Here is a 22,223-nt window from a genome sequence, read left to right on the forward strand (position 1 = left end):
CGCCTGCGAAAAAAATGCAGGCGGCAGGTACCACAGGTTCAGCCGGACGACCCGGCCCTCCCTACGCGATGGCTGAACGGCTGCTTCGCGTTCTCCCTGGTGCACCGGGCTTTCTGGCCACCATCCCCCGCACGACGCGCGAGCGTCGATCCGAGGTTGACAATCAGCATCGGGATGTCAGGACCGCGCGACTTGACCGTGCGTGCCGAATTGTTCGTCGGCGCAAGGAGACCTCGCGCTGCAATCCAACACGCCCACCGCTCCCCGCCCCGCGTGTCGTGACGACCGCGATACGCCCCTTGTGTTCAGAAAGTCTGCCAGAATGCGCGAACGGGCGGTTCTCGCAAAACCGCCCGTCGCTGGATCTGAGCCCGTTACGCCCCAAACGCGGCAGAGCCTGTATCAGAGCGAGGGACAGCTCCGGTGATCTTCCTCAACCCGAACAGTTGCAAGGGCTTCGAGCCCATACAAGGCAAGGAAGGGAGTGGATGATGACACAAATCGTAAACGGTGTCGCTGGCATCGATGTCGCCAAGGACAAGGTCGACGGCTGCATTCGCAAGCTCGGCTTACGGCAGACGTTCCCGAGCAGTTCGCACGGGCACCGCCAGCTCATGGCCTTGCTTCGCAAGCACAAGGTGACAAAGGCCGTCATGGAGGCCAGCGGCGGCTATGAGCGCGAATGGGCCAAGGCGCTGCGCGAGGCGGGGATAGAGGTGCGGATCGTTGATCCCAAACGGGTTCGCAGCTTCGCCTTGTCGGCGGGTCGACTGGCGAAGAACGATACGATCGACGCAGAGATGATCGCCTGGTTCGCCGAGACGTTCGACGAGGCACCGAGCCAGACCTACGATGCTGCACGCGAGGAACTGGCGGGGCTGGTGAAAGCGCGCAAGAACCTGATGGATCTGAAAACCCGTTTGCAGAACCAGAACGAGCATGTTGTACCGGGATTGGCGCAGAAGGCCCATTCCCAGGTGTTGAAGATGCTCGCGGCCCAGATTGCAAAGCTCGAGGCTGCGATCTCCGCCAAGGTCAAGGCGACACCGGAATTTGCCGAGCGCGCCAAGATCATCGAAAGTGTGCCGGGGCTTGCCGGCACGACCTCCGCGCTTCTCATTGCAGGAGCGCCGGAGCTCGGCAAGGTGAGTGACAGGATCGCCGCTGCCCTGATCGGCGTTGCCCCTTATGACGACGACAGCGGCAAGCGCCGCGGCGAGCGTCACATCAAGGGCGGACGACGTTGGGTGAGAAACGGCCTGTTCCTTCCCTGCCTCGGCGCAGCGACGCAACACAATCCGGTGCTCAGCGCCTACTATGAGCGCCTCATCGCCAAGGGCAAGGAGCCAAAAGTGGCGCTCATCGCATGCATGCGCAAGCTGATCATCATCCTCAACACGATGATCGCTCGCGGTGAGAGGTGGAATCCCAAGCCGCTACGGACCGCGGTGAGCTGATCGAGCGCTCTACCGCGCTCGGTCCACGACCGAGCGCATGCCAAGTCCTCAGGACGGCGAGCGGACGGGGTCAAGGCCTTCAGCCGCCGAAGGCGGGGGCGCGTCTCGCGCCAGCCTTGAGGCCGGCCGTTCGCCGGCCTACCTCTCAGCACAGTTGCTCATCTCGAGGCGGGATGGGCAGAAAGATCGACCTGATTTGCCCGACGGCGCAAGGACTAATAACTGCGACAAATTAACCCGTCGGGCAAAGGCGTACGAGTTGGCAAGCCGCCCGCATGAGCGCAGCAGAATGCGGGACGTTATCCTGGGCCTCGCTGCGCTCACCCGCGCTACGCTCGCTGAGCCGTCAATGCGACAACCGCAACCCGCGGGCCAAGAGGCTAGGACGCGGCCGCGATGGCTTCAATCTCGATGACGAATTCCGGACGGACCAAGCCGGCCACCACGATCAGCGTCGTCGTTGGAGGCGTTCCGGAAAAGTGCCGGTCGCGTGACTGCCTGTAGCCCGGCATGTGCTCACGCGCCGTGACATAGACGCTGAGGCGGACGACGTTCGCCAGCGTCATGCCATCTTCGGCCAGGATGGCAGCAATGTTTGCGAAGCAGAGATCGGCCTGCGCCTCACTATCCTCGGGAATGCGCCCGTCAGGTCCGACGCCGAGTTGCCCTGCAGTGAACACCAGTCGGTGGTCGGCCGGCACGGCCATCCCATGACTGTATCGCGCCAACGGCGGCAGAATCGATGACGGAGACAATGCGCGCACGGCTCTCATCCTGATCGAGAATGGGAAGGTGATACGATCAATGTTAGTGGAGGCTGCTGCGCTTCGTCAACAAGATGCCGTCATGCAGACCCGCGTGATGCTTCTGGCGCATAGTCGTAATGTGAGCCGAGCGCTCCATGACGAGCAACTCACAGGATGGCTCCTCCGAACTATTGAGTTATGGTGGCGGTCGCCCCGGGGGCGAAGCGGCATGCCGGACCGTCTCCCGGGTATCGCCGCGCTGACCCGGGCTGCTCTCTCCATAAGCGTCACTCGTCCTCGAGGCGAATGTCAGCGTCGCTGAGGGGCATTGATGACAAGCTCAATGTCCTCAGGCTCGACCTTGCTGCCATGGCAAAGCTCATTCAGCTCGTCGAACGTGATCCAGCCCTTGCGTTCGCCGATCTCGACGGCGCGGCGGATGATGTCGGACACGCGCATGTGGCTCTCCCGATGAATGGTCTTCATAGATGGGGAGAAGAGTCGGACTCCTGCTGGAGTCGGGGACGGTTGCTTGCCGGGCGGAACCTCTCTGCGTCATTCCGGGGCGCGCGGAGCCGAGGCCGACGCCAGTCGGCCTCGAGCGCAGAGCGAGCCCGGAATCCATAGCCACTGCCGGTCAAGGCGAAGCGGATTGCGCATGGCGCTTTTCATCGAACCAATTAGCGCCTGTGATTATGGATTCCGGGCTCATTCGCGCTGCTCCAAAATGGCTGCGCCATTTTGCGCGCGAACGCCCCGGAATGACGGCGTGGAGAGCGCTGACGCCCCGCATCAGCGGCGCTACTCGCAGGACGATTCCCCGGCGGGTGGCGCTGGCGTTCACCGGGGCTAGGAGGACATCACGCGAGCGAGCCGCCGCTCAACGCGCGAGCACTTCGACCTCGCCGTCGACGCCGTTGACGACGCTGAAGGAGCGCTCGAACACCTTGCCCTCGTTCTTGGCGATGGCGCGGTAGTCGCCTTCGGAGAGCACGACCTTCGGGAACGCGCCGATCGATTCCTTGATCACGTCGCCGCCGGGGTTGATGACCGACCAGGCGGTGTTGGCGAGCGCCTCGCCACCCTTGTCGGTCACGAGCTTCAGGGTGATGACCGCGGCGCGATGGGTGACGGTGACGTCGGTCAGCTTGCTGGCCTGGACGCGGATGTCGGAGCGCACCACGGCGTTGGCGTCGCCATAGTTCGAGACGATGTAATAGGTGCCCTCGGGGAGCATCAGCACGTCGCCGACGGCGACGTTCGGCACCACCGGCGGCCGCTCGCGGCCGTCGAACTGGCTGCCCTTGTAGATCGAGAACGAGATCTGGTTCTGCGGGATCTTGCTGGCGCCGACCCGGCCCTCGAGGCGCAGACCGCCGGCCGGCAGCAGGAAGGCCTCGCGATCGGTTTCCGCCTTCAGGTTCACTGACCGGACCGCGCTGACGAGCCCGAGCGCCACGTGCACGACGTAGTTGCCGGGCGGCAGCACGATGTTCGGCGTCGCGCCGCGGTCCTCGCGCAGCATCTTGAAGGTGCCGGTCTCGTCGGGCCGATCGGCAAACACGCGCCAGACCAGGCCGCCATTGATGCCCGGCAGATCCTTGCCGTAGCGCGCCGAGAGCGACAGCACGCCCTGATTGGGTGCAGCCGCCGGCGGAGCGGCAATGGGGGGGATGGCGGCGGGCGCCCCTGGCGGAATCGCCGCGACCGGCGGTCCCGGCAACGCCTGCGGCGCGGGTGGCAGGATGGGGCCAGCCCCCGGGCCGGAGGGCGGGGCCAGGCTGACGGCGGCGCCGGGATCAGGCACCGCAGCCGGCGGAACCGGGGGCGGACGATCGCTGAACAGCTGGGCGGCGGCCGGAGAGACAGCGAGCCCGGCGAGCAGGCACGACAAAACGGGCACAAGCCATAGCCGCCCGCTGCGCCGGAATCTGGTGAACCCGCGACCTGTCGTCATCGTCCCTGCTTTTGACCGAAAACGCGGCGAATTCAAGCCTCTACTGAACCAGCCGGGGAACCGCAGCCCAGGCCGCGCGGCTTGGTCGCAGGCTCGCACCAAGGGGCCAGCCGCCGCGATCGCCCGAGTTGCGGGAACTTCAAATCGGCGGCATCTGATGCCCCGGTCAGCCGGCATAAAGGATGCTTCTGGTAAGTTTGAGGTGCGTCATGAGTCCGTTGCCGACTCGTTGCACACAGTTTGCGTAGGCGTGGAGACCACAGTGCTGGACATGTTGAAGGGACGCCGCCAGAGCGGGGCCGAAAGCGCCGATATCGGTCTCGGCACGATCCGCAAGCCGGTCATCGGCCTTGCGCTCGGGGGCGGCGCGGCACGCGGCTTCGCCCATATCGGCGTGATCCGGACCTTGATGGCGCACGGCATCGTGCCCGACGTGGTCGTCGGCACCTCGATCGGCGCCGTGGTCGGCGGCGCCTATGCGGCCGGCCAGCTCGATACGTTGGAGGAATGGGCGCGCAGCCTGCAGATGCGCAACATCCTCGGCTATCTCGACATCCGCCTGAACGGCTCCGGCCTGATCGGCGGCGAGAAGCTCGCGGCCCAGCTCGAAGCCTCGCTCGGCCGCGTCACCATCGAGGAGCTGCCGATGAAGGTCGCCACCGTGGCGACCGAGATCCGCACCGGGCACGAGATCTGGCTGACCCATGGCAGTCTGGTCGACGCGATGCGCGCCTCCTACGCCCTGCCCGGCATCTTCGCGCCGGTGCTGATCGGCGACCGCTGGCTGGTCGATGGCGCCATGGTCAATCCGGTGCCGGTGTCGGCGGCGCGCGCGCTTGGCGCCGAGATCGTGATCGCCGCCAACCTGTCGAGCGACGTCTTCACGCATTCGACGACGATCTATTCCCATGGCCAGCCGGTCGAGGTGCCGGAGACGGTGATGGAGAGCACGCCGCCGAAGCGCCGCTTCGGCAAGCTGTTCTCGCCCGAGCGCGCCGTGAAGCGGCAGTTCTTCGGCGGCGGCGGCCGGCCGGGCATCTCCTCGGTCATGGTCGACGCCTTCAACATCATGCAGGACCGCATCACCCGCGCGCGGCTCGCGGGCGATCCTCCCGATCTCTTGATCTCGCCGCGGGTCGGACAGATCGGCTGGTTCGACTTCCACCGCGCAGCCGATCTGATCGCGTTCGGCACGAAGGCGGCCGAACGTGCGCTGGATTCGATCCAGGACGCGATCGGCGCGGTTGCGCCGAACGGCGGCGGGCCTACGCCGTCTTGATGTACTGACGCAGGGCTTCCTGCTCGTTCTCGTATTCCTGGACGCGCCACTTCACGACGTCGCCGATCGAGATCAGGCCGACGACGACGCCGCCTTCGATCACGGGCAGGTGCCGGAACTTGCCGTTGGTCATCATTTCCATGATCGAAGCGACGGTGTCCTGCGGCTTGCAGTTCACGACGCGGCGCGTCATGACGCCCGACACCGGCTCGGTGAGAACCCCGGCACCGCGCTCGCCGAGCGAACGCACGATGTCGCGCTCGGAAAGGATGCCCTCCATCCGCGTTCCCGACATCACCAGAACCGCACCGATCTTGCGGTTGGCGAGCAGCTTGGCGGCTTCGGCGAGTGTGGTCTCGGGCTCGACGCTCTCGACCTGATGGCCCTTGACGTCGAGGATCGCACGTACTGTCATGGCTCGTCTCCTTGAGAGGCCGTTACGCCTTCTTGAGCGGGCGTCCTTGCGGCCGATGCTTCCAGCAGTTTCGGTCAAGCAAGTCTTCAATCAACAGTCGGGCACCGCACTGGTTGCGTTCTGGTTACATTGCGTTCTGGTTACGGTGCCATCGGCAGGCATGCATCAACGGAAAGAGCCTGCCGTTGTTTCGCGCGGGGGGCGTACCCCGGTTGCATTGCTGCAAATGATGAATGAAATCACGCGCGCTCGCAAGCGGAGGATCGCGGCAACTAACTGTCTGTCGCGTCGGAACGCAACGCAGGTGCAGCATCATCCCGCACATGCGGGATCGGATCGAACAGCGGGAACAGGATGAGGCCGGCGATGAAGCCGCCGATATGGGCCTGCCAGGCCACGTTGGCGCCGTCGGCGCCGGGCGTGAGGTCTCCCACGCCAAACACGATGTTGACGCCGAACCACACCGCAAGGAAGCTGAGCACGCGCGGATTGCGCAGCGCACGCGCGAGCGACAGGGCCGGCACCTTGGCCGCCGTATCGGCGTCGCCGCGGCTGAACGACAGGAAGCTGCCCTTCACGAACGCGAATCGCATCGCCGCCGCCATGGTGCCGGACACCGAGGCCGATGCGCCGATCATCGGCGCCAGGGCGTGCTCGTGGGTGACGAGATGCGCCAGCGCGCCGGCGGCCGCCGTGACCGCCAGGAACAGGAGGAAGCGCAGCGAGCCGAAGCGGCGGGCGAGCGCGCTGCCGAACGGCAGCAGCCACAGCACGTTGAAGCCGATATGCGTCAGATTGGCATGCAGCAGCGAATAGCTGACGAAGGTCCAGATCTTGGCCGGCGTGCCGCCGGGAAAGGCGCCGTCCATCAGGGTGGAGTCGTACCGTTTCGGGACGAAGGCGAACATGTCGATGATCCAGCCGTCCCAATCGTCCGGCAGCAGCACACGCAGATGGATCGCCGCGATCAGCAGGACATAGGCCGACAGCACACCCGGCAGGTTCAGGATCGGTTCCCGCGGCGTCTCCGGCTGCGGATCTGGCGTGGGGTCTGACGGAGAATCCAAGGGGCCGAACGCTTTCGACGAGAGGAACAGACCCGTCAGATAGGCGGCTTTGCTGCACCGGCGCAAGCGCACACATGCAGAGTTGATGGGCGGTCCGGTGGACTGAAATGGCGCGGGATCTGAGAAGAAACGGGATCTGAGAAGAAAGGAGGGAGGGTTCTGAGAAAACCCTCCCTCGCGAGATCCACCGGTCTTATCCGCGTCGGAGAGCCCGGGGTTTGTCCCCCACCCCTCCCCGTCGCGACGACCGGACTTGTTTGACGCCGCCTCGTGTCCTTCATCGTGTCGCGGCGGACCTTCCACCGTCCGGCCGCGAACTGATGAACGCAAACTTAACGACATCAGCGCCGCTGCCAAGTTCATCGTTAATTTAACCTTAACGCGCGGAAGGCCGGGGGAAAGCAGGCACAATCGCACCATCGGCATGGACGCTGCACAGCCCCTCCTGCACAACAAACCAGGGAGGCGCCTGGACGAAAGCGGGACAGCGATGTCCCGGGAACGTCGAGGGCGCGAGGGGTCCGAGAGATGAAACATCCGTCCAATCGCGAGTTCTTCGCCTATTGGAACGATCGGCGCGGCCATGCCAAGGCGCCGGAGCGCAGCGACATCGAGCCGTCGGCCGTGCGTGAGCTGCTCGGCGATATCTTCGTGTTGTCCTGCGATGCCGACAGCGGCTTTCCGTTCCGCATGGCCGGCACGCGGCTGTGCGCCCTGCTCGGCGGCGACGTCAAGGACAAGAGTTTTCCGGCACATTTTGCCGCCGCGAGCCGCCGCGAGATCGAGGAGATCACGACCGTGGTCTGCGAGGAGACGCTGCCGGCAATCGCCGGCGTCAAGGCGCTGGCCCCGGACGGCGTGATGGCCCATTTCGAGCTGCTGCTGCTCCCCTTCGCGATGCGCGCGCATGAGCCGATCAGCCTGACCGGCCTGCTCGCGCCGTTCGAGGCGCCGCGGGGCGCGCTGGGCCCGCTCGAGATGGTCTCCTGGCGCTACATCCATCCGCCCGCCGAACGCATGGTGCCGCGCGCGCTGCGCAAGCTCGCGATCGCCCGCGGCCTGATGGTCTATGAGGGGCTGCGCTGATTACAGCGATGCTGCCGGTGGGCAAAGCAGCCGCCGCAGGCGGTCGCGCGCCCCCCATCGAGCGGCGAACACATCGGCAAGATGGTGGGCACGGCGTGGGGAGAGAGCACAGCAGCGCCTTCGCCCACCCGACGCGTCCATGACACGCGTCCCGCAAAACGCGAACAACATGAACGGCCGCGGCGCTGCGATAACGCTGAATTAACCCTGCAGGACGTAGTTTCAGCGCTGGATCGTCCGGCCCTGTAAGAGCCGGCTTTGAGTGGCGAAACATGGCGTTGCCGAACAAAAAACTCTCTCTTCCGGCCGCCGAGGAGCGCCGCCGTTTCCAGCGGGTCAAGGTCCACCTGCTCGGCCGCTACATGCTGCCCGACCGCCGTGAATTTCCCTGCCAGGTGATCAACATGTCGCCAGGCGGGCTCGCGCTGCTGGCGCCCGGCATCGGCAATGTCGGTGACCGCGTGATCGCCTATCTCGACCATATCGGCCGCGTCGAGGGCAAGATCACCCGCATCATCGACAACGGCTTCGCGATGACGATCGGCGCGACCGCGCGCAAGCGCGACAAGCTCGCGGCACAGCTGACCTGGCTCGCCAACCGCGACATCCTCAACCTGCCGGAGGACCGCCGCCACGACCGTATCATTCCGCGCAACCCGATCGCGGTGCTGACGCTCGAGGACGGCACCAAGATGACCTGCCGCATCATGGACATGTCGCTGTCGGGCGCGGCGATCGCGGCCGAGACCCGGCCGCCGCTGAAATCGCAGGTCTTGCTCGGCCGCGTGCAGGCACGTGTGGTGCGGAACCTCGAAGGCGGCTTCGCCATCGAGTTCACCCACGCGCAGCTTGCCGAAACGCTCGAAGAGAGCGTTACCGCGCGGTAAAGCCGCCAGCCTCACATATCCCGCAACTTCACGGAGTACACGGCGCCTGCCACCGCAGGCGCCGTGTGGCGTTCGGCCATCGCACGTGCCGTCCGACGCGGTTAAAGGGCGATGCGGAATCCGCGCTGGAGGCTGCAACGACAGCGGTTCCCGCATTAACGCAGCGCATTTGAATCAATCACGATCGATTCAAATTTTATGCGTATTCGATTCAATAGAATTGCGAATTATCCCTTTGTTTTACTTGGATTTTCGTCAAATCCACTGTGGCGATTTAGCGGCAGCGAAAAATCTTTGTGAGACACATGGTCCCAACGAAAACGGGGGGCCAAAATGGTCAAGCGGACGGGACTGGCAAAAGGGTTGGCGGCTGTCGCCTTCCTGGTGGCGATGGGCGCAGCGGCGCATGCGGGTGACGACCGGGTGCTGTATGCGAGCCTTGGCGACACGACGCGGGCCCCGATCGGCTGGGTCGAGTTCTGCACCGAGACTCCCGAGGAATGCCGCGGCGGCGCGTCGCAGCCCCGCGACATCGTGCTCTCGCAGACGGCGTGGCGCGACCTGCTAAAGGTCAATCGCTGGGTCAACGAGAACGTCAAGCCCATCACCGACATGGACCATTGGGGCGTGGTCGAGAAATGGTCGCTGCCGTCAGACGGCTACGGCGACTGCGAGGACTACGTGCTGTTGAAGCGCAAGCTGCTGATCGATGCCGGCTGGCCCCGCGAGGCGCTGCTGATCACGGTGGTGCGCGACAAGAAGGGTGAGGGACACGCCGTCCTCACCGTGAAGACCGACAAGGGCGAATACGTGCTCGACAATCAGAACGAGAGCGTCGTCGCCTGGACCGAGACCGGCTACCGCTTCGTCAAGCGGCAGTCGCAGAGCGACCCGAACGTCTGGGTCTCGCTCGGCGACGGTCGCCCGGCAGTGGCCACCGCCAGCGCCAGAGAGCGCTGAAGAAGAGAGGCGAGACAGGAATTCGAGTTACGCGACCCGGTCACATCCCCACCCCTCCCCGTCCCAGACCGGTTCGCGCGCGGCCAGGCCTCCCCCAAGGCCTGGCCGCAACTTTTTTTGGCCTTGCTTTGACGATAGGTCGCATGAAGGGCGCGGCCGCTGCCGGCCAGCTTGTCTCCCCTGATGGTCAGGTCTAGGTTGTCGGCATGATGATGATCCTGCGAAGCGCAGCGCTGCTGGCGGCAGCCCTGACCCTGGCTAATTGCTGCATGACCGCGACCGGCTGCAGCGGACCGCTTGCGTCGGCCGATGCAATGGCGGGCACCCCCGTGGCGGCCAACCCGGTGGTCGTCACCGCGCCCGCCGGCACAGGACCGCAGACGGCGGCGGCTGCGGCCGACTGGGACGGCCGCGTTGCGTCTTCCGAGGCCGACGCCGAGATGGCGATGGAGCCCGACGTCGGGACCCAGCGCAAGGGCGCCAAGCGCCGCGGCAACGCCCGCGTCGACGCGATGTCGTCGCAGTCGAGCTCCGGCGCTCGCGGCCGCATGAGCTGGGAGGAAGAACAGGCCGCCGACCTCGCCGACGAGGCCCGCCTGAAGCAGAAGCTCACGATCTGCAGGAACTGCGGGACAACCGAGTAACCACCTGTCTTTTCAGCGTTTCTGCGTCACCCGCCGGACGGCCCGGGCCTCTGGACGTGCCGCCGCCGCGAAACCGCCGGCCGCCCGCGCTGTTTCGGGCTTGCGGGCCACTCTTTTGTCAGATTTGCTAATAAAACCTTGGTGAGGGAACGTCCCGCCGGGCGCATAGCTTATGGCGTGCGGGGATTCCCAGTTGCCTTCGAGTTTTCCGCCTCTCCCGGTTTTTGGGAGGGTATCCGAATGTTTTTCGATTTAGGGTGGTTTCGTGATGAACCCGGTGACGCGCGACACCAGACGCTATCCCGATAAATCCAATACCCCTGTGGTCAGGAGTTCTCAGCCGATCGCGCTCGCGGCCGCCACCTTCGTGGTGCTGATCGCGGGCATCGGCGGCATCGTGCTCTGGCGGGCCTATGGCGGTACGCCTGCCGATGCCGAGCGCGGTGCGGTCACGCGGCAGCTGCAGGCGCGCACGGTGCAGGCGTCGGAGCAGCTCGTCGAGAAGACCAAGGGCCTCGAAGCCACGCAGCAGGAATCAATCGACCAGCTGCAGATGATGCAGGAGCAGCTGCAGAGCATGCGCCGCCTGCTCGCAACCCAGCAGGCCGACACCAAGCGCCTGTCGGACCAGGTCTCGACCCTGAAGGACGCGATCGACGGCTTGCGCCAGTCCTTCGCCAGCACGCAGAGCTCGGAGCAGGCATCGCCGCCGGGCAACCGCAGCATCCGGGCACGCGCCCATGCGAGCCGCAGCGGGCATCGGCACCGCCGGCGCTCGTGACGCGGATCGTAAACTCCCGGCCGAATTTTCCCGGAGCCTTGTGAAGTGCTTCACAGTTCGAAGAGACGATTCACGCCATCCTGATTTCACCGGATGGCGAGCCAATTTCAGGATGGCGCCAAGGCCAATTTCAATATCCGGGGCTGGCAAGGTCGTTGGCGCCATACTGCGCCGACGACCTTGTTCTTTCTGGGACCGAGATTGATCGCTGAAGCCGCCTGGAACCGGCACGGCGGCCACGGCTCTCCGGCTGGTGATTTGCTTTTCACGGGAAATTCTCTGCTCAATGCGCCCCCCACCTTTGGCGCCAACATTCGCTGAAGTGCGGCCCAGAGCGTGAGCGAATGTTGGCGCCGGATCACCAGAGAGGAGCGCCCATGTCCGCTGAACCAGCACTGACGTCCGATGTCATCGGGCTGACCAAAGTCGCCCCCTTTTCACGCCGCGGCTTCATGACCGCATCGGCGGCCGTGACGGCGGGCTACACGCTGGCCGCAGGCCCCGTGCGGGCCGAGGTCGTCACCACCGACACCAACGGCCTCAATACAGGTGATGCGAAGATCAAGGTCGCCGACGGCGAGATGCCGGCCTATTTCGCAAGACCTGCGAGCGCCAGCAATCCGCCGGTCGTCGTGGTCGCGATGGAGATCTTCGGACTCCACCAATACATCAAGGACGTGACGCGCCGCCTTGCCAAGCTCGGCGTCCTCGCGGTCGCGCCGGACTACTATTTCCGCAAGGGCACCGACCTGACGAAGATCAGCGACATCAAGGATCTGCTGCCGATCGTGAATGCAAAACCCGATGCGGAGCTGTTGTCGGATCTCGACGCCACCGTCGCCTGGGCCAAGTCACAGGGCGGCGACACCTCGCGCCTCGGCATCGTCGGCTTCTGCCGCGGCGGCCGCACGGTGTGGGAATATGCGGCGCACAATGCCGGCCTGAAGGCCGGTGTCGCATTCTACGGTCCGCTGATCGATCCGCCCAATCCGGTCTGGCCGAAGAGTCCGACGCAGCTCGCGCCCGACATCAAGGCCCCCGTGCTTGGTCTCTACGGCGAAGCCGATACCGGCATTCCCGTCGCCAGCGTGGAAGCGATGAAGGCGGCGCTCGCCGATAACAAGAAGACCGCGGAGTTCAAGATCTATCCCGGCGCCCCGCACGGCTTCCATGCCGACTATCGTCCGAGCTACCGCAAGGACGCCGCCGACGATGCCTGGGCGCAGATGCAGAAATGGTTCAAGACGTACGGCGTGCTGAGCTGACGTTGCGTTGCGATAGTCAAACGCCAAGCACTGACCTCGCCCGGCGCGATGCGCCGAGCGAGAGCTTGTTGATCAACGCGAGCCGCCGATCAGCGCAGGCGCGATCCGTTGCGGCGCGACTTGGCGTGTTCTTGGGCCGGTTGCCGGGTGCTCCGCTCGAGCTCCCAGACCATCCAGACCAGCGCGATGCCGAGGCTGACGACGACGCCCATGAAAAGGAACGTGAGTTCAGGGGATGTGAGTGAGTTCATCATGCCTGTGTCCCATGCAAGCGTTGCGCCAGCGCCTTCTCCACCGGATCGCAGCATCAATAAATGGTGCCGAGAGATCGTTAACGCGAAGTGACCGGTTCATCCGGAGACCTCGCGCGAAGCCTCATTGGCACACTTCGACATTGCGGTAGCGCCAGCCGTGCGCTGTCCGCACGCGCTGGCGGGCCACGTAGCAGCCGCCGAGATCCTCGTAGGCGTAAGGATAGTAGTCCGAATAGCCCCCATAATAGTAGGGGTAGCCGAACCCCAAACCGATACCGAAGCCGGGGCCGAAGCCGCGATAAAATCCGCCATGGTGGAAGCCGCCGAAGCCGCCATGGCGGAAGCCGCCCGGCCCGTGCGCCGAGGCCACGCCGGGCACCATCATCGATGCGATCACGCCGCCCGCCAGCAATCCCAACACCATCTTACGCATCGATTCCGTCTCCAAATCCAACCGACGCAACGACCGCCGTCATTGCAACGTCGATCTTTTAAGCCGGATTTGGAACAACTCGCGGGCAGGCCCGCTCACATCTGCGCGACTTTGGTGTCTCCACGTCAAATCCACCGTCGCGAGCAACATTCAGCAACCCCTGCAGATGCTCTTCACCTTCTGATCGACCGTCTTGTTTTCCTGCTGGATCGCCTCTTCCGTCGAATCGCCGCCCCGGTTCGGTCCCATCGCTGTGGTGCCACCGGCTGCCCCGCGACCGCTCCCGGTGGTGACGCTCGAATTGCTCGAGCCGGCCCGCGATCCACTCGCCCCAGAACCGGTCGACTGCGCCGTGCCGAGGTTGTTGGTGCCCGGAGAATTCGGCTGCGAAAGCCGCGAGGCGCTGCCCGCGCCACTCGGATCGTTCTGCGAATTATTGAGGCCGGCCGGATTTCCGGGCCCCGAGGGGACGCCGCTCACGCCGGTCGTGCCTGCCCCGGCCGCGCCTGCATTGGGCGTGCCGGCCGCGCTCGGACTGCTGCCGGCTGCACCACCGCTCGCCGCGCCGCCGCCGCCTTGCGCGAACACGGCCGTAGCCGCGGTGAGACCTACGATCACGATCAACGTGTCCAGTGAATGTCTGGCCATAGGACGCTCTCCGTTTACACTTCAACCCGACGGCGCAAGCCACGTTCCGGAACGAATTGGCATCGGAGACAATTGATGGGGCGAGGAGAGCAAGGGTTCGTGCGCAAGCTGATCGCCTTCGACGACGACACGTTCGACAAGCTCAAGCAACTGGGACGAGATCAGATGCTGAGCCTGCAGGACCTTGCCGACGAGGCGTTCATGGACCTGCTCGAGAAGCACGGCGTGCCGGCCGATCTGAAGGACGCATTGCGCAGGAGCGCGGCGGCGCACGGCGACAGCGCCGGTAAAGCGGCGCGCAAACCGAAAAAGACGAGGAAGACGGCAGCATGAGCACCGACCCAGATCCGTTCGAACAGGGCGAGCGCGCCGCACACGAGAACATCCCGGCGGAGGCCAATCCGTATCAGGACGGCAGCGAGCAGCATGCGTTGTGGGCGAGCGGTCACGAACGCGTTGCCAGCGCACGCGAGGCCGGAGAGTCCGAAGGGACCTGATGGCGTGCGGATCAATCCGAGCGGCTCGACCGGTGGCGTGGCCGTCTCAGCCGATCTTCTTCAGACCCCTGGTGTAGCGCGGCCCCTTGTCGACATAGGCGCGGGCCGCGATGCTCATCCGTTCGACCTGCGCGGGTTCGAGCGTCCGGACGACGCGGGCGGGCGCGCCGACGATCAGCGAATACTCCGGAAAATCCTTGCCTTCGGTGATGATGGCGCCGGCGCCGACAACGCTGCCGCGGCGGATATGTGCGCCATTCATGATGATCGAGCCCATGCCGATCAGCGCGTCGTCCTCGACGGTGCAGCCGTGCAGGATCACGTTGTGGCCAACCGTGCAGTTCCTGCCGACCCGGAGCGGGAAGCCGGGGTCGACGTGGCAGGTTACGTTGTCCTGGATGTTGGAGCTCTCGCCGATCTCGATCCAATCATTGTCGCCGCGAATGACCGCACCGAACCAGACGGTGACCTCCTTGGCGAGCCTGACACGGCCGATCACGGTCGCATTATCGGCGATGTAGTAGTTTCCGTCCGCCGGCAGCTCAGGCGCCTGCCCGTCGAGTTCGTAGATGGCCATCGAGGTCTCCCGTTCGCGCAAGACCTTGGCACAGCCGCAACCGGCTTTTCAAGCAAGCGCCCACGACGCGGCGCTCGCCGGAACTAGGTCAGCACACCCGCGGCACGCAGCGTCATCACCAGGAAGGTGCCGGACATCATGCTCCAGAAGCCGGCGATCACGGTCGCCAGCATCACGAACTCGAAACGACGCCGCTCGATCCGGGCGCCACGCAGCGTGTTGCGCATGATGATGAAAGGTGCAGCGAACACCAGGAACGGCACCGCAGCGAAGCGCCGCGGCGTGACCCCCTGCTGCAGCAGTTCGAAGCCGGGTGGACGTTCGGCATAGGCCTGATAGCCGCTGGCCAAGGCGCCGGCCACGGCAAAGCCGATCAGGATCGAAAACAGTGAATTGAACGCCTCTGCCGACATCGAACGCACCCACAGACTTGCAGAACTGCCCCGATGCTGGTTTGGCAAAAACCGGCCGCGCCCGCCACATTATCCTTAAGGAAGGGTTAACGGCGGCCGCGCCTGACGCCCGGGCCCTTGCCGGTAAGACCCTGCAGAAAGCCGTATTGGCGTGGCATAGTCCGCGGTGATTCGCCCCGAGATACCCAGCCCGTCATGACGATGTTTTCGATCCGCAATGCCCGCCCTTCGAACGGACATGGCCACGTCATGCCGATCGTGATTGGCGGCGTGCTGGCCACGGCTGCGGTTGCACTGGTCGCCTATCTGCTCTGGCCGACGTGGCAGGCCAGCGCATTCAAGGGGCCCGAACGCCTGCCCGTCAGCATCGGCGGCACGCTGTTCAACGTGCCGACGGCGGCCGTCCGCGTGAAGATCCAGCGTCATACCGGCCCGCAGGAGCGCGTCGATCTCGGCTTTGAATATCCCTCGCTGGCACCGCCCGAGGCGCCGCATCACGTCAGTGCCGATCAGTTGGACTTGGCGCCGCAGCCGATCGATCGGATCTTCGTATCGATATCAGCGCATCACGACGCGTTGTCACCCGAGGCGCGGCTGAGGACGATCTATCCGCGCTACCTGAATTCGGCTGGTGTCGCGGTGCAGGACGGATTGACCATGCGCAGCTTCCGCGCTGGGACGCCCTACGACCTCGAGGACCTGTTCGTGGCGGAACAGCCCGCGCTTGTGACCCGCTGCACGCGTGATGCGGCTACACCGGGCATGTGCCTCAGCGAGCGCCGCGTCGAGGGCGCCGATCTCATCTTCCGCTTTCCGCGCAGCTGGCTGTCACACTGGCAGGACGTCGCCGCTGCCATGGAGCGGCTTGCGGCGCAAATGCACGCCGCGAAGTAATTCGCGCAAGTGCCGCAGGGTGGGCAAAGCGGTCGCCCGCAGGGCGGCAGCGTGCCCACCATCGATCCGCACATTCCCGGTGAGATGGTGGGCACGGCGCCAAAACGATCTCGATTGCCGAGACAGCTCTGCCGCGCCTTTGCCCACCCTACTGCTGCTACTTACTCGACGAGGTCGTCTTCCAGGATTGCCATCTGGAATTGGAACGAGCGATCGTCGTCTTCATCGTCGACGAACAGCACACCGATGAACTCCTCGCCGATATAGACTTCGGCGGAGTCTTCCTTCTTCGGCCGCGGCACCACCCGGATCTTGGGATTGGCGAACACACGCTTGAGATACGCGTCAAGCTTCCTGACTTCCTGAACGTCCACGGTGATCTCCAATCGGCAGCGGGGTTTGTTGTTTCTCAAAGACGACGCTGGGCAGAGCCCTCGTCCCTGAGTTCGACATTCCAGCCCGTCGACGTGGCGAGACGACGTCGCCGTTGTCGAACGGACCTGAAAGGGACATCTTGGATCTCACATTCATTCTGCCGAAACAAATGGCGGATCGTCAAATCCACAGACGGTCAGTGTGTTGGCACGAAATCCCGCTATTGAAAAGCTCTTGACTTCGCGATCGCAGATCGCGCTTTGCGGTTCATATCCCGATGGCGTTGATCATCTGGTCCATCGTGCGCGACGGCTCCGCACAGCCGGCCTCGCCGACGATCTTCGCCGGTACGCCGGCAACGGTCACGTTGTTCGGGACCGGCTTCACCACGACCGAGCCGGCGGCGATCCGCGCGCAGTGCCCGACCTCGATGTTGCCGAGCACCTTGGCGCCGGCGCCGATCAGCACGCCATGGCGGATCTTGGGGTGACGATCCTCATTCTCCTTGCCGGTGCCGCCGAGCGTCACGCCGTGCAGGATCGAGACGTTGTCCTCGATGATGGCGGTCTCGCCGCAGACGAAGCCGGTGGCGTGATCGAGGAAGATGCCGCGCCCGATCCGCGCGGCCGGGTTGATGTCGGTCTGGAACACGGCCGACGAGCGGCTCTGCAGATAGAACGCGAAATCCTTGCGGCTCTTGCGGTGGAGCCAATGCGCCAGCCGATGCGTCTGCAGCGCGTGGAAGCCCTTGAAGTACAGCAGCGGATCGATGAAGCGCGAGGTGGCCGGATCACGGTCATAGACGGCAACGAGGTCAGCGCGAAAGGCGTGGCCGAGATCCGGCTCGTCGCGCAGCGCATCGTCGAAGGTCTGGCGGATCAGGTCACCCGAGAGCGCGGAATGATCGAGACGCTCGGCGACACGATGCACGACCGAGTCCTCCAGCCGGCTGTGATGCAGCACGGTCGAGTAGATGAAGGTCGCGAGCTCCGGCTCGCGGCGGACGATCTCTTCGGCCTCGTGGCGAATCCGATCCCAGATCGGATCAAGCGCCGCCAGCTTTCCGCCCTGTTGATGGGTCTCGTGCTGATGAGTCTGATGCATAGCCATGGCGCTTCTCGCACGTTTAGTGGGCAGGTTTTATAGCACGACGCGTGGAACGGTGTCCTCTGTGAGCTGCTCCAGGTCGTCAGTCCATTGCGGCCAGCCTGCCTCCCAGAGAACATGGGATTGAGACAATTCCGTTACGCCGGTTACGCGTCCGTTACGCCGCCGACCCGCCGGTGCCGCACCGGCTCAAGGTGGTCAGCCGGAACCGGAAATCAAGCGGCCTCCCCGAGGCACAGCCGATCTCCTGCCGATGCGCTCGGAACCCGGTTCTCCTGTGCGCGGCCTGATGCGGGGCGGCAAGGCTGCGGATCAAGACTGCGGATCAAGACTGCCGGATACCGGCCCGCGCCGTTCGGGAGTCGGCTGCGGCAAAAAGGAACCACCCGCGGCCAGAAAGCCAAACGTCCCCCGCTCGATCACGGGGGCTGCTTTACCATCCATCACTCTGGGTCTATTGGTGAATATCGCCCTGACCATGTTTTGGCCATGGTGCTCCGCACAGGGGGACACAGGCATCAGTAACACCCAGATCCTGGACGAACGCGCAACCGAGGCCGGATCGGCCTGGCTCCCCGTCATCGTCATCCCGCTCTTCCTGGTCGCGCCGGCGCTGTGGAACGGCTACCCGCTCCTCCAGTGGGACACCGGCGGCTATCTCGCGCGCTGGTACGAAGGCTACCTGGTGCCGAGCCGCTCGACCGTGTTCGGGCTCTATCTGCATTGGGGCGAGGGCTCCAGCTTCTGGCTCAATCTCGGCCTGCAGGCATTGGCGACACTATGGATCCTGCAGCTCACCTTGCGCGTCCTGGGTCTCAGCCAGCCGCTGCGGCTGCTGTGGATCGGCCTGCTGCTGATCCTGACCACCGCCCTGCCCTGGCTGGCGAGCATGCTGCTGACCGACATCTTCGCCGGCCTGTCGGTGCTTGCGCTGTTCGTCATGGCCACGCAGGCGGGCCGGATCTCCCCACTTGAGAAGTGTGCGCTGTTTGGCTTCGTGGCCTTCGCCTCCGCCACCCACAGCGCCACGCTCGGAGTGCTGTTCGGCCTGTGCTGCGCCGGCTGGATCGCCTACCCGTTGCTGCGCCGGCAGATCGCGCTTTCGGGCCTGGTGCAGGCCAGCATGACGATCGTGGCCGGCGCGGCGATGCTGCTGGCCGCGAACTTCGCTCTCTCAGGCCAGCTGGCCTGGACGCCGGGCGGCACCGGCGTCGCCTTCGGCCGCATGCTCCAGGACGGCATCGTCGCGCAGTACCTGAAGGACCATTGCTCGCGCGAGAAGCTGAAGCTCTGCCCCTATCGCAACGAGCTGCCGCCCACGGCCGACGACTTCCTGTGGGGCAACAGCATGTTCAACAAGCTCGGCCGCTTCGAGGGCATGAACGACGAGATGGGCTTCATCGTGAAGCAGTCGCTCGCCGCCTATCCGCTGTGGCAGACCAAGGCAGCTGCGGTCGCGACGGCGGAGCAGCTGATGCACGTGGCGACCGGGGAAGGCACCAATGGCTGGGTGCCGCACACCTATGGCATCATCGAGCGCTACATCCCCTCGCAGACCCAGCCGATGCGCGCCGCACACCAGCAGCATTGGGACATCGACTTCGCGCTGGTCAACTGGCTGCACGTGCCGGTCGCGCTGGCCTCGATGCTGGCGGCAGCTGCGATCGCGGGCCACGCGATCTGGCGCCGGCGGCGCGACGACATCGCCCTGCTCGCCGCCACCGTGACGCTGGCCCTGCTCGGCAACGCCGTGATCTGCGGCATCATCTCCGGCCCGCACGACCGCTACGGCGCGCGCCTGGTCTGGATCGCAACCTTTACCGTACTGGTGGCGGCGGCCCGCCATTTCGGCGGCGAGCGCACAGCCCCGTAAGGCACGGGCGAGCTCTCGCCACGTTCGAGCTCGCAAGTAGCGCTGTGCCGACCTTCTCGCCGCAGAGTATGCCGCCCGGCGGTGGGCACGGCGCCACCGCGATCCGCATGCGTGGACAGAGCACGGCAACGCCTTTGCCCACCCTCATATGGGGTCTTGTGAGTCAAGTCTCGTTCGATAGGTCGAGGTTGTTTTTTCGAGGATGCCGTTCGTTTCCTTAGAGGTGGTGTGTTCGGCGGAGCAAAGCCGACGTCCGCGCGCTCTCGATTTTGCGCCGTAGCGGACGGCGGCTTTGCGGGTGGGCAGGGCGACGTCTGGCGCCACGAACCTGCGGTCTCGGTCGAGGACTGGCTTGCGAAGATTCTGCAGCTGTCCGCTGCATCACCTCATATCCGGTCGGATGAAGTCATCCGGGCCCATGTTCCGCATGCTTGCGGCGAGAAGCCAAAGAGGATGAGACCCATCTACAAGACGGCTGGTGGTACGGCCCTAGGGTGGCACGGTCATCATCCATCCTCGCAAGACCGCGGCGAACCGCGGGCCTGATCGCGAAGTTCGTTTACGCCTTCATCAGGGCCTCCTCGGGCACGAGGCCGGTCTCGAGATAGCGCCACAGCGCCACGACGAGCTTGCGCGCCAGCGCCACGATCGCAATGCGCCTGACACGCTTGCCGGTGTTGAGCGTGCGGGTCTGGAACCAGCGGCTGAGCGCGCTGTCCGGCTGATGGCGGACCCAGAGCCAAGCCAGCTCGATCGTCTTCAGGCGGACGTGCGGATTGCCCGCCTTGCTGATGCCCTGCTCACGATCGATGCCGCCGCTCTTCCATGGGCTCGGTGTCAGGCCGCAATAGCTGGCGACCTCGCGCCGGTTGCGGAAGTCCTTGTAGAACAGCTCGCCCGCCAATGTCGTGGCGAAGGCCGGCCCGAGCCCCTTGAGCCGCTGCAGCTGCTCCCGCCGCTTGGCCATCGCCTCCGGAACGACAGCCGCCTGCGCGGCCTCCTGGCTCTGCTCCAGCGCCGCGAGCTGCTCGCGCACCAGCATCAGACGCGCGTGCTCGCGCTTGACCTCGGCCAGAACGTGGGGCGGCAGCGGCTCACCCTGCCAGTCGCGTTGCTGCTCCAGCCAGGTGAGCCAGTTGCGGCGGCGCGGCGCGCCGACCTCCAGGCCGGACAGCCGCAGCAGCGCCTTGATCCGGTTGGTGTGGGCCGTCTGCTCCGTGACCAGCCGGTCGCGCTCGCGGCTGACCCGCCGGGCGTCCTCCTGCTCCACCGTCGGCACCCGGACGATCCGGACCACCCGGGGCTCGCCGCGCAAATAGGCCATCAGCGTGCGCAGCAACAGCTCGCCGTCGATCCGATCCGTCTTTGCCCGCCGTGCGCGCTGCTCGACCGCGATGCTTGCCGGATCGAACACCAGATTGTCGATTCCGTTCGCGACCAGCAACCGGTGCAGCCAGAAGCCGTCATAGCCGGCCTCGTAGCAGCTCGCCACGCGCGGCTCCGATCCGAGCTTCTGCGCCGCCCGGGCCCGCGTCTTGGCGATCAACGCCAGCAACCCGACCTGATCGACTCCGTCGAGCTTGTGCCGCGACATCCGTCCCTGATCGGGACTGTGCAACGTGATCAGCCAGCTCTTCTGGCTGAGTTCAATTGCAACGAAAATCGTGCCAGTATCTCCGGCGGTGAGCGTGCCTTGGGTCGAAGCTTGCATCTGACTCTCCGAGGGTTCGAGTGTGGAAACCCAAACCTATCGGAAGGGCTCGCTCACCGCTCCCCCATGGAATCTACGGGCCGCGACCGCTTGGCGCGCGAATGGGACCGTCAACGCTGCGCCAGGAAATCGATCACACCGGCCTTGTAGACCTTGTCACCGACCGCGCGCATGTGGTCGCGGTTGGGGATATCGAGCACCCGAGCGCCCGGAATGAGCGCGCCGAGCGCGGGGCCCGAGCCCGAGACCTCGTCGGTGGTGCCGACGGCGACCAGCACCGGCACGCTGAGGCGCCCCGCCTCCTCCTTCGACATCAATCCGCGTGAGCCGCGCATGCAGGCGGCGAGCGCCAGCCGGTCCGAGCGGGTCTGGTCGGCAAACGCGCGGAATGTCCGCCCGACCGGATCGGTCACCTCGTCGATCGAGGGCGCTTCCAGGGCGGAGGCGACGTTCTCGCCGGGGCCGCCGCCTTCGATCATCGCCATGCCGATTCCGCCGAAGATCGCCGAGCGCACGCGCGCGGGCGTCGCGAGCGCGATGTGGCCGGCAATGCGGCCACCGAGCGAATAGCCCATGATGTCGGCGCTTTCGATGTCGAGATGATCCATCAGCGCCGTGACATCGCTCGCCATTTCCGCGATCGCATACAGCGCGGGGTCGTAGAGCTTGGCGGAATCGCCATGACCGCGATTGTCGAGCGCGATGACGCGGCGGCCATCCTTGCGCAGCTCGGAGACCCAGGCCGGATAGACCCAGTTCACGTTCTTGGTCGAGGCGAAGCCATGGACGAGCACGATCGGATCGCCCTCTCCCTCATCGATGAAGGCGATTTCGACAGCGCCGTTGTGGAAGCTCGGCATCGGTCCTTGGTCCTGAACGTCTGGAGTGACGATTGGT

At 65.2% G+C, this 22,223-nt stretch carries 27 protein-coding genes; 13 read left to right on the plus strand and 14 right to left on the minus strand.

Annotation, left to right across the window (positions count from 1 at the left end; translation table 11 throughout):
• The first annotated feature begins 491 nt into the window (after nucleotides 1-491).
• Nucleotides 492-1,457 carry an IS110 family RNA-guided transposase gene (locus LQG66_RS09785; RefSeq protein ID WP_231317673.1) on the plus strand — a complete coding sequence of 322 codons (966 nt, stop codon included), beginning with the start codon at nucleotides 492-494 and terminating at the stop codon, nucleotides 1,455-1,457.
• 380 nt (nucleotides 1,458-1,837) lie between these two features.
• Here the strand turns inward: LQG66_RS09785 and LQG66_RS09790 are convergent, their stop codons facing one another.
• The 3 genes from LQG66_RS09790 to LQG66_RS09800 form a co-directional block, all read right to left on the minus strand.
• On the minus strand, nucleotides 1,838-2,221 hold the full coding sequence (locus LQG66_RS09790; RefSeq protein ID WP_425601302.1) for a RidA family protein: 384 nt from the start codon (nucleotides 2,219-2,221) through the stop codon (nucleotides 1,838-1,840).
• 291 nt (nucleotides 2,222-2,512) lie between these two features.
• A complete protein-coding gene (locus tag LQG66_RS09795) occupies nucleotides 2,513-2,662 on the minus strand; it encodes an RNA polymerase subunit sigma-70 (RefSeq protein WP_231325928.1) in 150 nt (49 codons plus the stop codon).
• A 421-nt stretch (nucleotides 2,663-3,083) separates the two neighbouring features.
• Entirely contained in the window at nucleotides 3,084-4,160 is a 1,077-nt protein-coding gene (locus LQG66_RS09800; protein ID WP_231325929.1) for a hypothetical protein, read from the minus strand.
• A 262-nt stretch (nucleotides 4,161-4,422) separates the two neighbouring features.
• Here LQG66_RS09800 and LQG66_RS09805 point away from each other — a divergent pair, with 262 nt between their 5' ends.
• The gene (locus LQG66_RS09805) at nucleotides 4,423-5,439 is read left to right on the plus strand and encodes a patatin-like phospholipase family protein (protein ID WP_231325931.1); all 1,017 of its coding nucleotides are present in this window, start codon (nucleotides 4,423-4,425) and stop codon (nucleotides 5,437-5,439) included.
• Here the strand turns inward: LQG66_RS09805 and LQG66_RS09810 are convergent.
• On the minus strand, nucleotides 5,426-5,854 hold the full coding sequence (locus LQG66_RS09810) for a CBS domain-containing protein (RefSeq protein ID WP_231325933.1): 429 nt from the start codon (nucleotides 5,852-5,854) through the stop codon (nucleotides 5,426-5,428). The two genes, LQG66_RS09805 and LQG66_RS09810, sit on opposite strands and share 14 nt — an antisense overlap.
• 272 nt (nucleotides 5,855-6,126) lie before the next feature.
• Nucleotides 6,127-6,921, minus strand: a complete 795-nt coding sequence (locus LQG66_RS09815; protein WP_231327737.1) for a rhomboid family intramembrane serine protease — start codon at nucleotides 6,919-6,921, stop codon at nucleotides 6,127-6,129.
• Nucleotides 6,922-7,449: 528 nt separating this feature from the next.
• On the opposite strand from LQG66_RS09815, the gene LQG66_RS09820 reads away from it, so the two are divergent.
• The 7 genes from LQG66_RS09820 to LQG66_RS09850 all read left to right on the plus strand — a co-directional run bounded on the left by LQG66_RS09820 (nucleotide 7,450) and on the right by LQG66_RS09850 (nucleotide 12,544).
• Nucleotides 7,450-8,007, plus strand: coding sequence for a PAS domain-containing protein (locus LQG66_RS09820; RefSeq protein WP_231325935.1), 558 nt, complete (start codon nucleotides 7,450-7,452; stop codon nucleotides 8,005-8,007).
• 272 nt (nucleotides 8,008-8,279) lie between these two features.
• Entirely contained in the window at nucleotides 8,280-8,894 is a 615-nt protein-coding gene (locus tag LQG66_RS09825; protein WP_231325937.1) for a PilZ domain-containing protein, read from the plus strand.
• Between the two features lie 333 nt (nucleotides 8,895-9,227).
• Nucleotides 9,228-9,854 carry a transglutaminase-like cysteine peptidase gene (locus LQG66_RS09830; RefSeq protein WP_231325939.1) on the plus strand — a complete coding sequence of 209 codons (627 nt, stop codon included), beginning with the start codon at nucleotides 9,228-9,230 and terminating at the stop codon, nucleotides 9,852-9,854.
• Between the two features lie 206 nt (nucleotides 9,855-10,060).
• Entirely contained in the window at nucleotides 10,061-10,498 is a 438-nt protein-coding gene (locus tag LQG66_RS09835; protein WP_231325941.1) for a hypothetical protein, read from the plus strand.
• Between the two features lie 268 nt (nucleotides 10,499-10,766).
• Nucleotides 10,767-11,279: a hypothetical protein gene (locus LQG66_RS09840; protein ID WP_231325943.1), complete on the plus strand. Its 513-nt coding sequence runs from the start codon at nucleotides 10,767-10,769 to the stop codon at nucleotides 11,277-11,279.
• A gap of 93 nt (nucleotides 11,280-11,372) precedes the next feature.
• A complete protein-coding gene (locus tag LQG66_RS09845) occupies nucleotides 11,373-11,600 on the plus strand; it encodes a hypothetical protein (RefSeq protein WP_231325944.1) in 228 nt (75 codons plus the stop codon).
• A 56-nt stretch (nucleotides 11,601-11,656) separates the two neighbouring features.
• Nucleotides 11,657-12,544, plus strand: coding sequence for a dienelactone hydrolase family protein (locus tag LQG66_RS09850; protein ID WP_231325945.1), 888 nt, complete (start codon nucleotides 11,657-11,659; stop codon nucleotides 12,542-12,544).
• An 89-nt stretch (nucleotides 12,545-12,633) separates the two neighbouring features.
• Here LQG66_RS09850 and LQG66_RS09855 read toward each other — a convergent pair whose 3' ends face one another.
• The 3 genes from LQG66_RS09855 to LQG66_RS09865 form a co-directional block, all read right to left on the minus strand.
• Nucleotides 12,634-12,798, minus strand: a complete 165-nt coding sequence (locus LQG66_RS09855; RefSeq protein WP_231325946.1) for a hypothetical protein — start codon at nucleotides 12,796-12,798, stop codon at nucleotides 12,634-12,636.
• 121 nt (nucleotides 12,799-12,919) lie between these two features.
• Nucleotides 12,920-13,231 carry a hypothetical protein gene (locus LQG66_RS09860; RefSeq protein WP_231325947.1) on the minus strand — a complete coding sequence of 104 codons (312 nt, stop codon included), beginning with the start codon at nucleotides 13,229-13,231 and terminating at the stop codon, nucleotides 12,920-12,922.
• Nucleotides 13,232-13,381: 150 nt separating this feature from the next.
• A complete protein-coding gene (locus LQG66_RS09865; protein WP_231325954.1) occupies nucleotides 13,382-13,879 on the minus strand; it encodes a hypothetical protein in 498 nt (165 codons plus the stop codon).
• A gap of 75 nt (nucleotides 13,880-13,954) precedes the next feature.
• On the opposite strand from LQG66_RS09865, the gene LQG66_RS09870 reads away from it, so the two are divergent.
• Nucleotides 13,955-14,212 (plus strand): hypothetical protein, encoded by a 258-nt coding sequence (locus LQG66_RS09870; RefSeq protein WP_231325955.1) that lies wholly within the window; start codon nucleotides 13,955-13,957, stop codon nucleotides 14,210-14,212.
• Complete coding sequence (locus LQG66_RS09875; RefSeq protein ID WP_231325956.1) at nucleotides 14,209-14,376, plus strand: hypothetical protein; 168 nt, start codon at nucleotides 14,209-14,211, stop codon at nucleotides 14,374-14,376. Before LQG66_RS09870 ends, LQG66_RS09875 begins: the two co-directional genes overlap by 4 nt.
• Before the next feature lie 46 nt (nucleotides 14,377-14,422).
• Here LQG66_RS09875 and LQG66_RS09880 read toward each other — a convergent pair whose 3' ends face one another.
• The gene (locus tag LQG66_RS09880; protein ID WP_231325957.1) at nucleotides 14,423-14,953 is read right to left on the minus strand and encodes a gamma carbonic anhydrase family protein; all 531 of its coding nucleotides are present in this window, start codon (nucleotides 14,951-14,953) and stop codon (nucleotides 14,423-14,425) included.
• An 83-nt stretch (nucleotides 14,954-15,036) separates the two neighbouring features.
• On the minus strand, nucleotides 15,037-15,366 hold the full coding sequence (locus tag LQG66_RS09885) for a DUF6949 family protein (RefSeq protein ID WP_231325958.1): 330 nt from the start codon (nucleotides 15,364-15,366) through the stop codon (nucleotides 15,037-15,039).
• A 195-nt stretch (nucleotides 15,367-15,561) separates the two neighbouring features.
• Between LQG66_RS09885 and LQG66_RS09890 the strand changes: the two genes are divergently transcribed.
• Nucleotides 15,562-16,260: a hypothetical protein gene (locus tag LQG66_RS09890; RefSeq protein WP_231325959.1), complete on the plus strand. Its 699-nt coding sequence runs from the start codon at nucleotides 15,562-15,564 to the stop codon at nucleotides 16,258-16,260.
• Between the two features lie 161 nt (nucleotides 16,261-16,421).
• Here LQG66_RS09890 and LQG66_RS09895 read toward each other — a convergent pair whose 3' ends face one another.
• Nucleotides 16,422-16,634, minus strand: a complete 213-nt coding sequence (locus LQG66_RS09895) for a DUF3126 family protein (protein WP_231325960.1) — start codon at nucleotides 16,632-16,634, stop codon at nucleotides 16,422-16,424.
• A 268-nt stretch (nucleotides 16,635-16,902) separates the two neighbouring features.
• Nucleotides 16,903-17,745, minus strand: coding sequence for a serine O-acetyltransferase (gene cysE, locus LQG66_RS09900; RefSeq protein WP_231325962.1), 843 nt, complete (start codon nucleotides 17,743-17,745; stop codon nucleotides 16,903-16,905).
• Between the two features lie 475 nt (nucleotides 17,746-18,220).
• On the opposite strand from cysE, the gene LQG66_RS09905 reads away from it, so the two are divergent.
• Nucleotides 18,221-19,615 carry a hypothetical protein gene (locus LQG66_RS09905; RefSeq protein WP_231325964.1) on the plus strand — a complete coding sequence of 465 codons (1,395 nt, stop codon included), beginning with the start codon at nucleotides 18,221-18,223 and terminating at the stop codon, nucleotides 19,613-19,615.
• Nucleotides 19,616-20,174: 559 nt separating this feature from the next.
• Here LQG66_RS09905 and LQG66_RS09910 read toward each other — a convergent pair.
• Together LQG66_RS09910 and LQG66_RS09915 are read right to left on the minus strand one after the other, a co-directional pair.
• Nucleotides 20,175-21,326: an IS110 family RNA-guided transposase gene (locus LQG66_RS09910; RefSeq protein ID WP_231317924.1), complete on the minus strand. Its 1,152-nt coding sequence runs from the start codon at nucleotides 21,324-21,326 to the stop codon at nucleotides 20,175-20,177.
• A 110-nt stretch (nucleotides 21,327-21,436) separates the two neighbouring features.
• Nucleotides 21,437-22,186 carry an alpha/beta fold hydrolase gene (locus LQG66_RS09915; RefSeq protein WP_231325967.1) on the minus strand — a complete coding sequence of 250 codons (750 nt, stop codon included), beginning with the start codon at nucleotides 22,184-22,186 and terminating at the stop codon, nucleotides 21,437-21,439.
• Between the last annotated feature and the right edge of the window lie 37 nt (nucleotides 22,187-22,223).

Source organism: Bradyrhizobium ontarionense (assembly GCF_021088345.1).
Classification (GTDB): domain Bacteria; phylum Pseudomonadota; class Alphaproteobacteria; order Rhizobiales; family Xanthobacteraceae; genus Bradyrhizobium; species Bradyrhizobium ontarionense.

Excerpts from the sequence above, each read along its gene's own strand:
- LQG66_RS09910 (WP_231317924.1), bottom strand. The coding sequence starts at position 21,326 with ATGCAAGCTTCGACCCAAGGCACGCTCACCGCCGGAGATACTGGCACG.
- LQG66_RS09825 (WP_231325937.1), top strand. The coding sequence starts at position 8,280 with ATGGCGTTGCCGAACAAAAAACTCTCTCTTCCGGCCGCCGAGGAGCGC.
- LQG66_RS09785 (WP_231317673.1), top strand. The coding sequence starts at position 492 with ATGACACAAATCGTAAACGGTGTCGCTGGCATCGATGTCGCCAAGGAC.
- LQG66_RS09830 (WP_231325939.1), top strand. The coding sequence starts at position 9,228 with ATGGTCAAGCGGACGGGACTGGCAAAAGGGTTGGCGGCTGTCGCCTTC.
- LQG66_RS09870 (WP_231325955.1), top strand. The coding sequence starts at position 13,955 with ATGGGGCGAGGAGAGCAAGGGTTCGTGCGCAAGCTGATCGCCTTCGAC.
- LQG66_RS09905 (WP_231325964.1), top strand. The coding sequence starts at position 18,221 with ATGTTTTGGCCATGGTGCTCCGCACAGGGGGACACAGGCATCAGTAAC.
- LQG66_RS09800 (WP_231325929.1), bottom strand. The coding sequence starts at position 4,160 with ATGACGACAGGTCGCGGGTTCACCAGATTCCGGCGCAGCGGGCGGCTA.
- LQG66_RS09875 (WP_231325956.1), top strand. The coding sequence starts at position 14,209 with ATGAGCACCGACCCAGATCCGTTCGAACAGGGCGAGCGCGCCGCACAC.
- LQG66_RS09855 (WP_231325946.1), bottom strand. The coding sequence starts at position 12,798 with ATGATGAACTCACTCACATCCCCTGAACTCACGTTCCTTTTCATGGGC.
- LQG66_RS09835 (WP_231325941.1), top strand. The coding sequence starts at position 10,061 with ATGATGATGATCCTGCGAAGCGCAGCGCTGCTGGCGGCAGCCCTGACC.
- LQG66_RS09890 (WP_231325959.1), top strand. The coding sequence starts at position 15,562 with ATGACGATGTTTTCGATCCGCAATGCCCGCCCTTCGAACGGACATGGC.
- LQG66_RS09795 (WP_231325928.1), bottom strand. The coding sequence starts at position 2,662 with ATGCGCGTGTCCGACATCATCCGCCGCGCCGTCGAGATCGGCGAACGC.
- LQG66_RS09820 (WP_231325935.1), top strand. The coding sequence starts at position 7,450 with ATGAAACATCCGTCCAATCGCGAGTTCTTCGCCTATTGGAACGATCGG.
- LQG66_RS09850 (WP_231325945.1), top strand. The coding sequence starts at position 11,657 with ATGTCCGCTGAACCAGCACTGACGTCCGATGTCATCGGGCTGACCAAA.
- cysE (WP_231325962.1), bottom strand. The coding sequence starts at position 17,745 with ATGGCTATGCATCAGACTCATCAGCACGAGACCCATCAACAGGGCGGA.
- LQG66_RS09915 (WP_231325967.1), bottom strand. The coding sequence starts at position 22,186 with ATGCCGAGCTTCCACAACGGCGCTGTCGAAATCGCCTTCATCGATGAG.
- LQG66_RS09860 (WP_231325947.1), bottom strand. The coding sequence starts at position 13,231 with ATGCGTAAGATGGTGTTGGGATTGCTGGCGGGCGGCGTGATCGCATCG.
- LQG66_RS09840 (WP_231325943.1), top strand. The coding sequence starts at position 10,767 with ATGAACCCGGTGACGCGCGACACCAGACGCTATCCCGATAAATCCAAT.
- LQG66_RS09880 (WP_231325957.1), bottom strand. The coding sequence starts at position 14,953 with ATGGCCATCTACGAACTCGACGGGCAGGCGCCTGAGCTGCCGGCGGAC.
- LQG66_RS09810 (WP_231325933.1), bottom strand. The coding sequence starts at position 5,854 with ATGACAGTACGTGCGATCCTCGACGTCAAGGGCCATCAGGTCGAGAGC.
- LQG66_RS09865 (WP_231325954.1), bottom strand. The coding sequence starts at position 13,879 with ATGGCCAGACATTCACTGGACACGTTGATCGTGATCGTAGGTCTCACC.
- LQG66_RS09845 (WP_231325944.1), top strand. The coding sequence starts at position 11,373 with ATGGCGAGCCAATTTCAGGATGGCGCCAAGGCCAATTTCAATATCCGG.
- LQG66_RS09885 (WP_231325958.1), bottom strand. The coding sequence starts at position 15,366 with ATGTCGGCAGAGGCGTTCAATTCACTGTTTTCGATCCTGATCGGCTTT.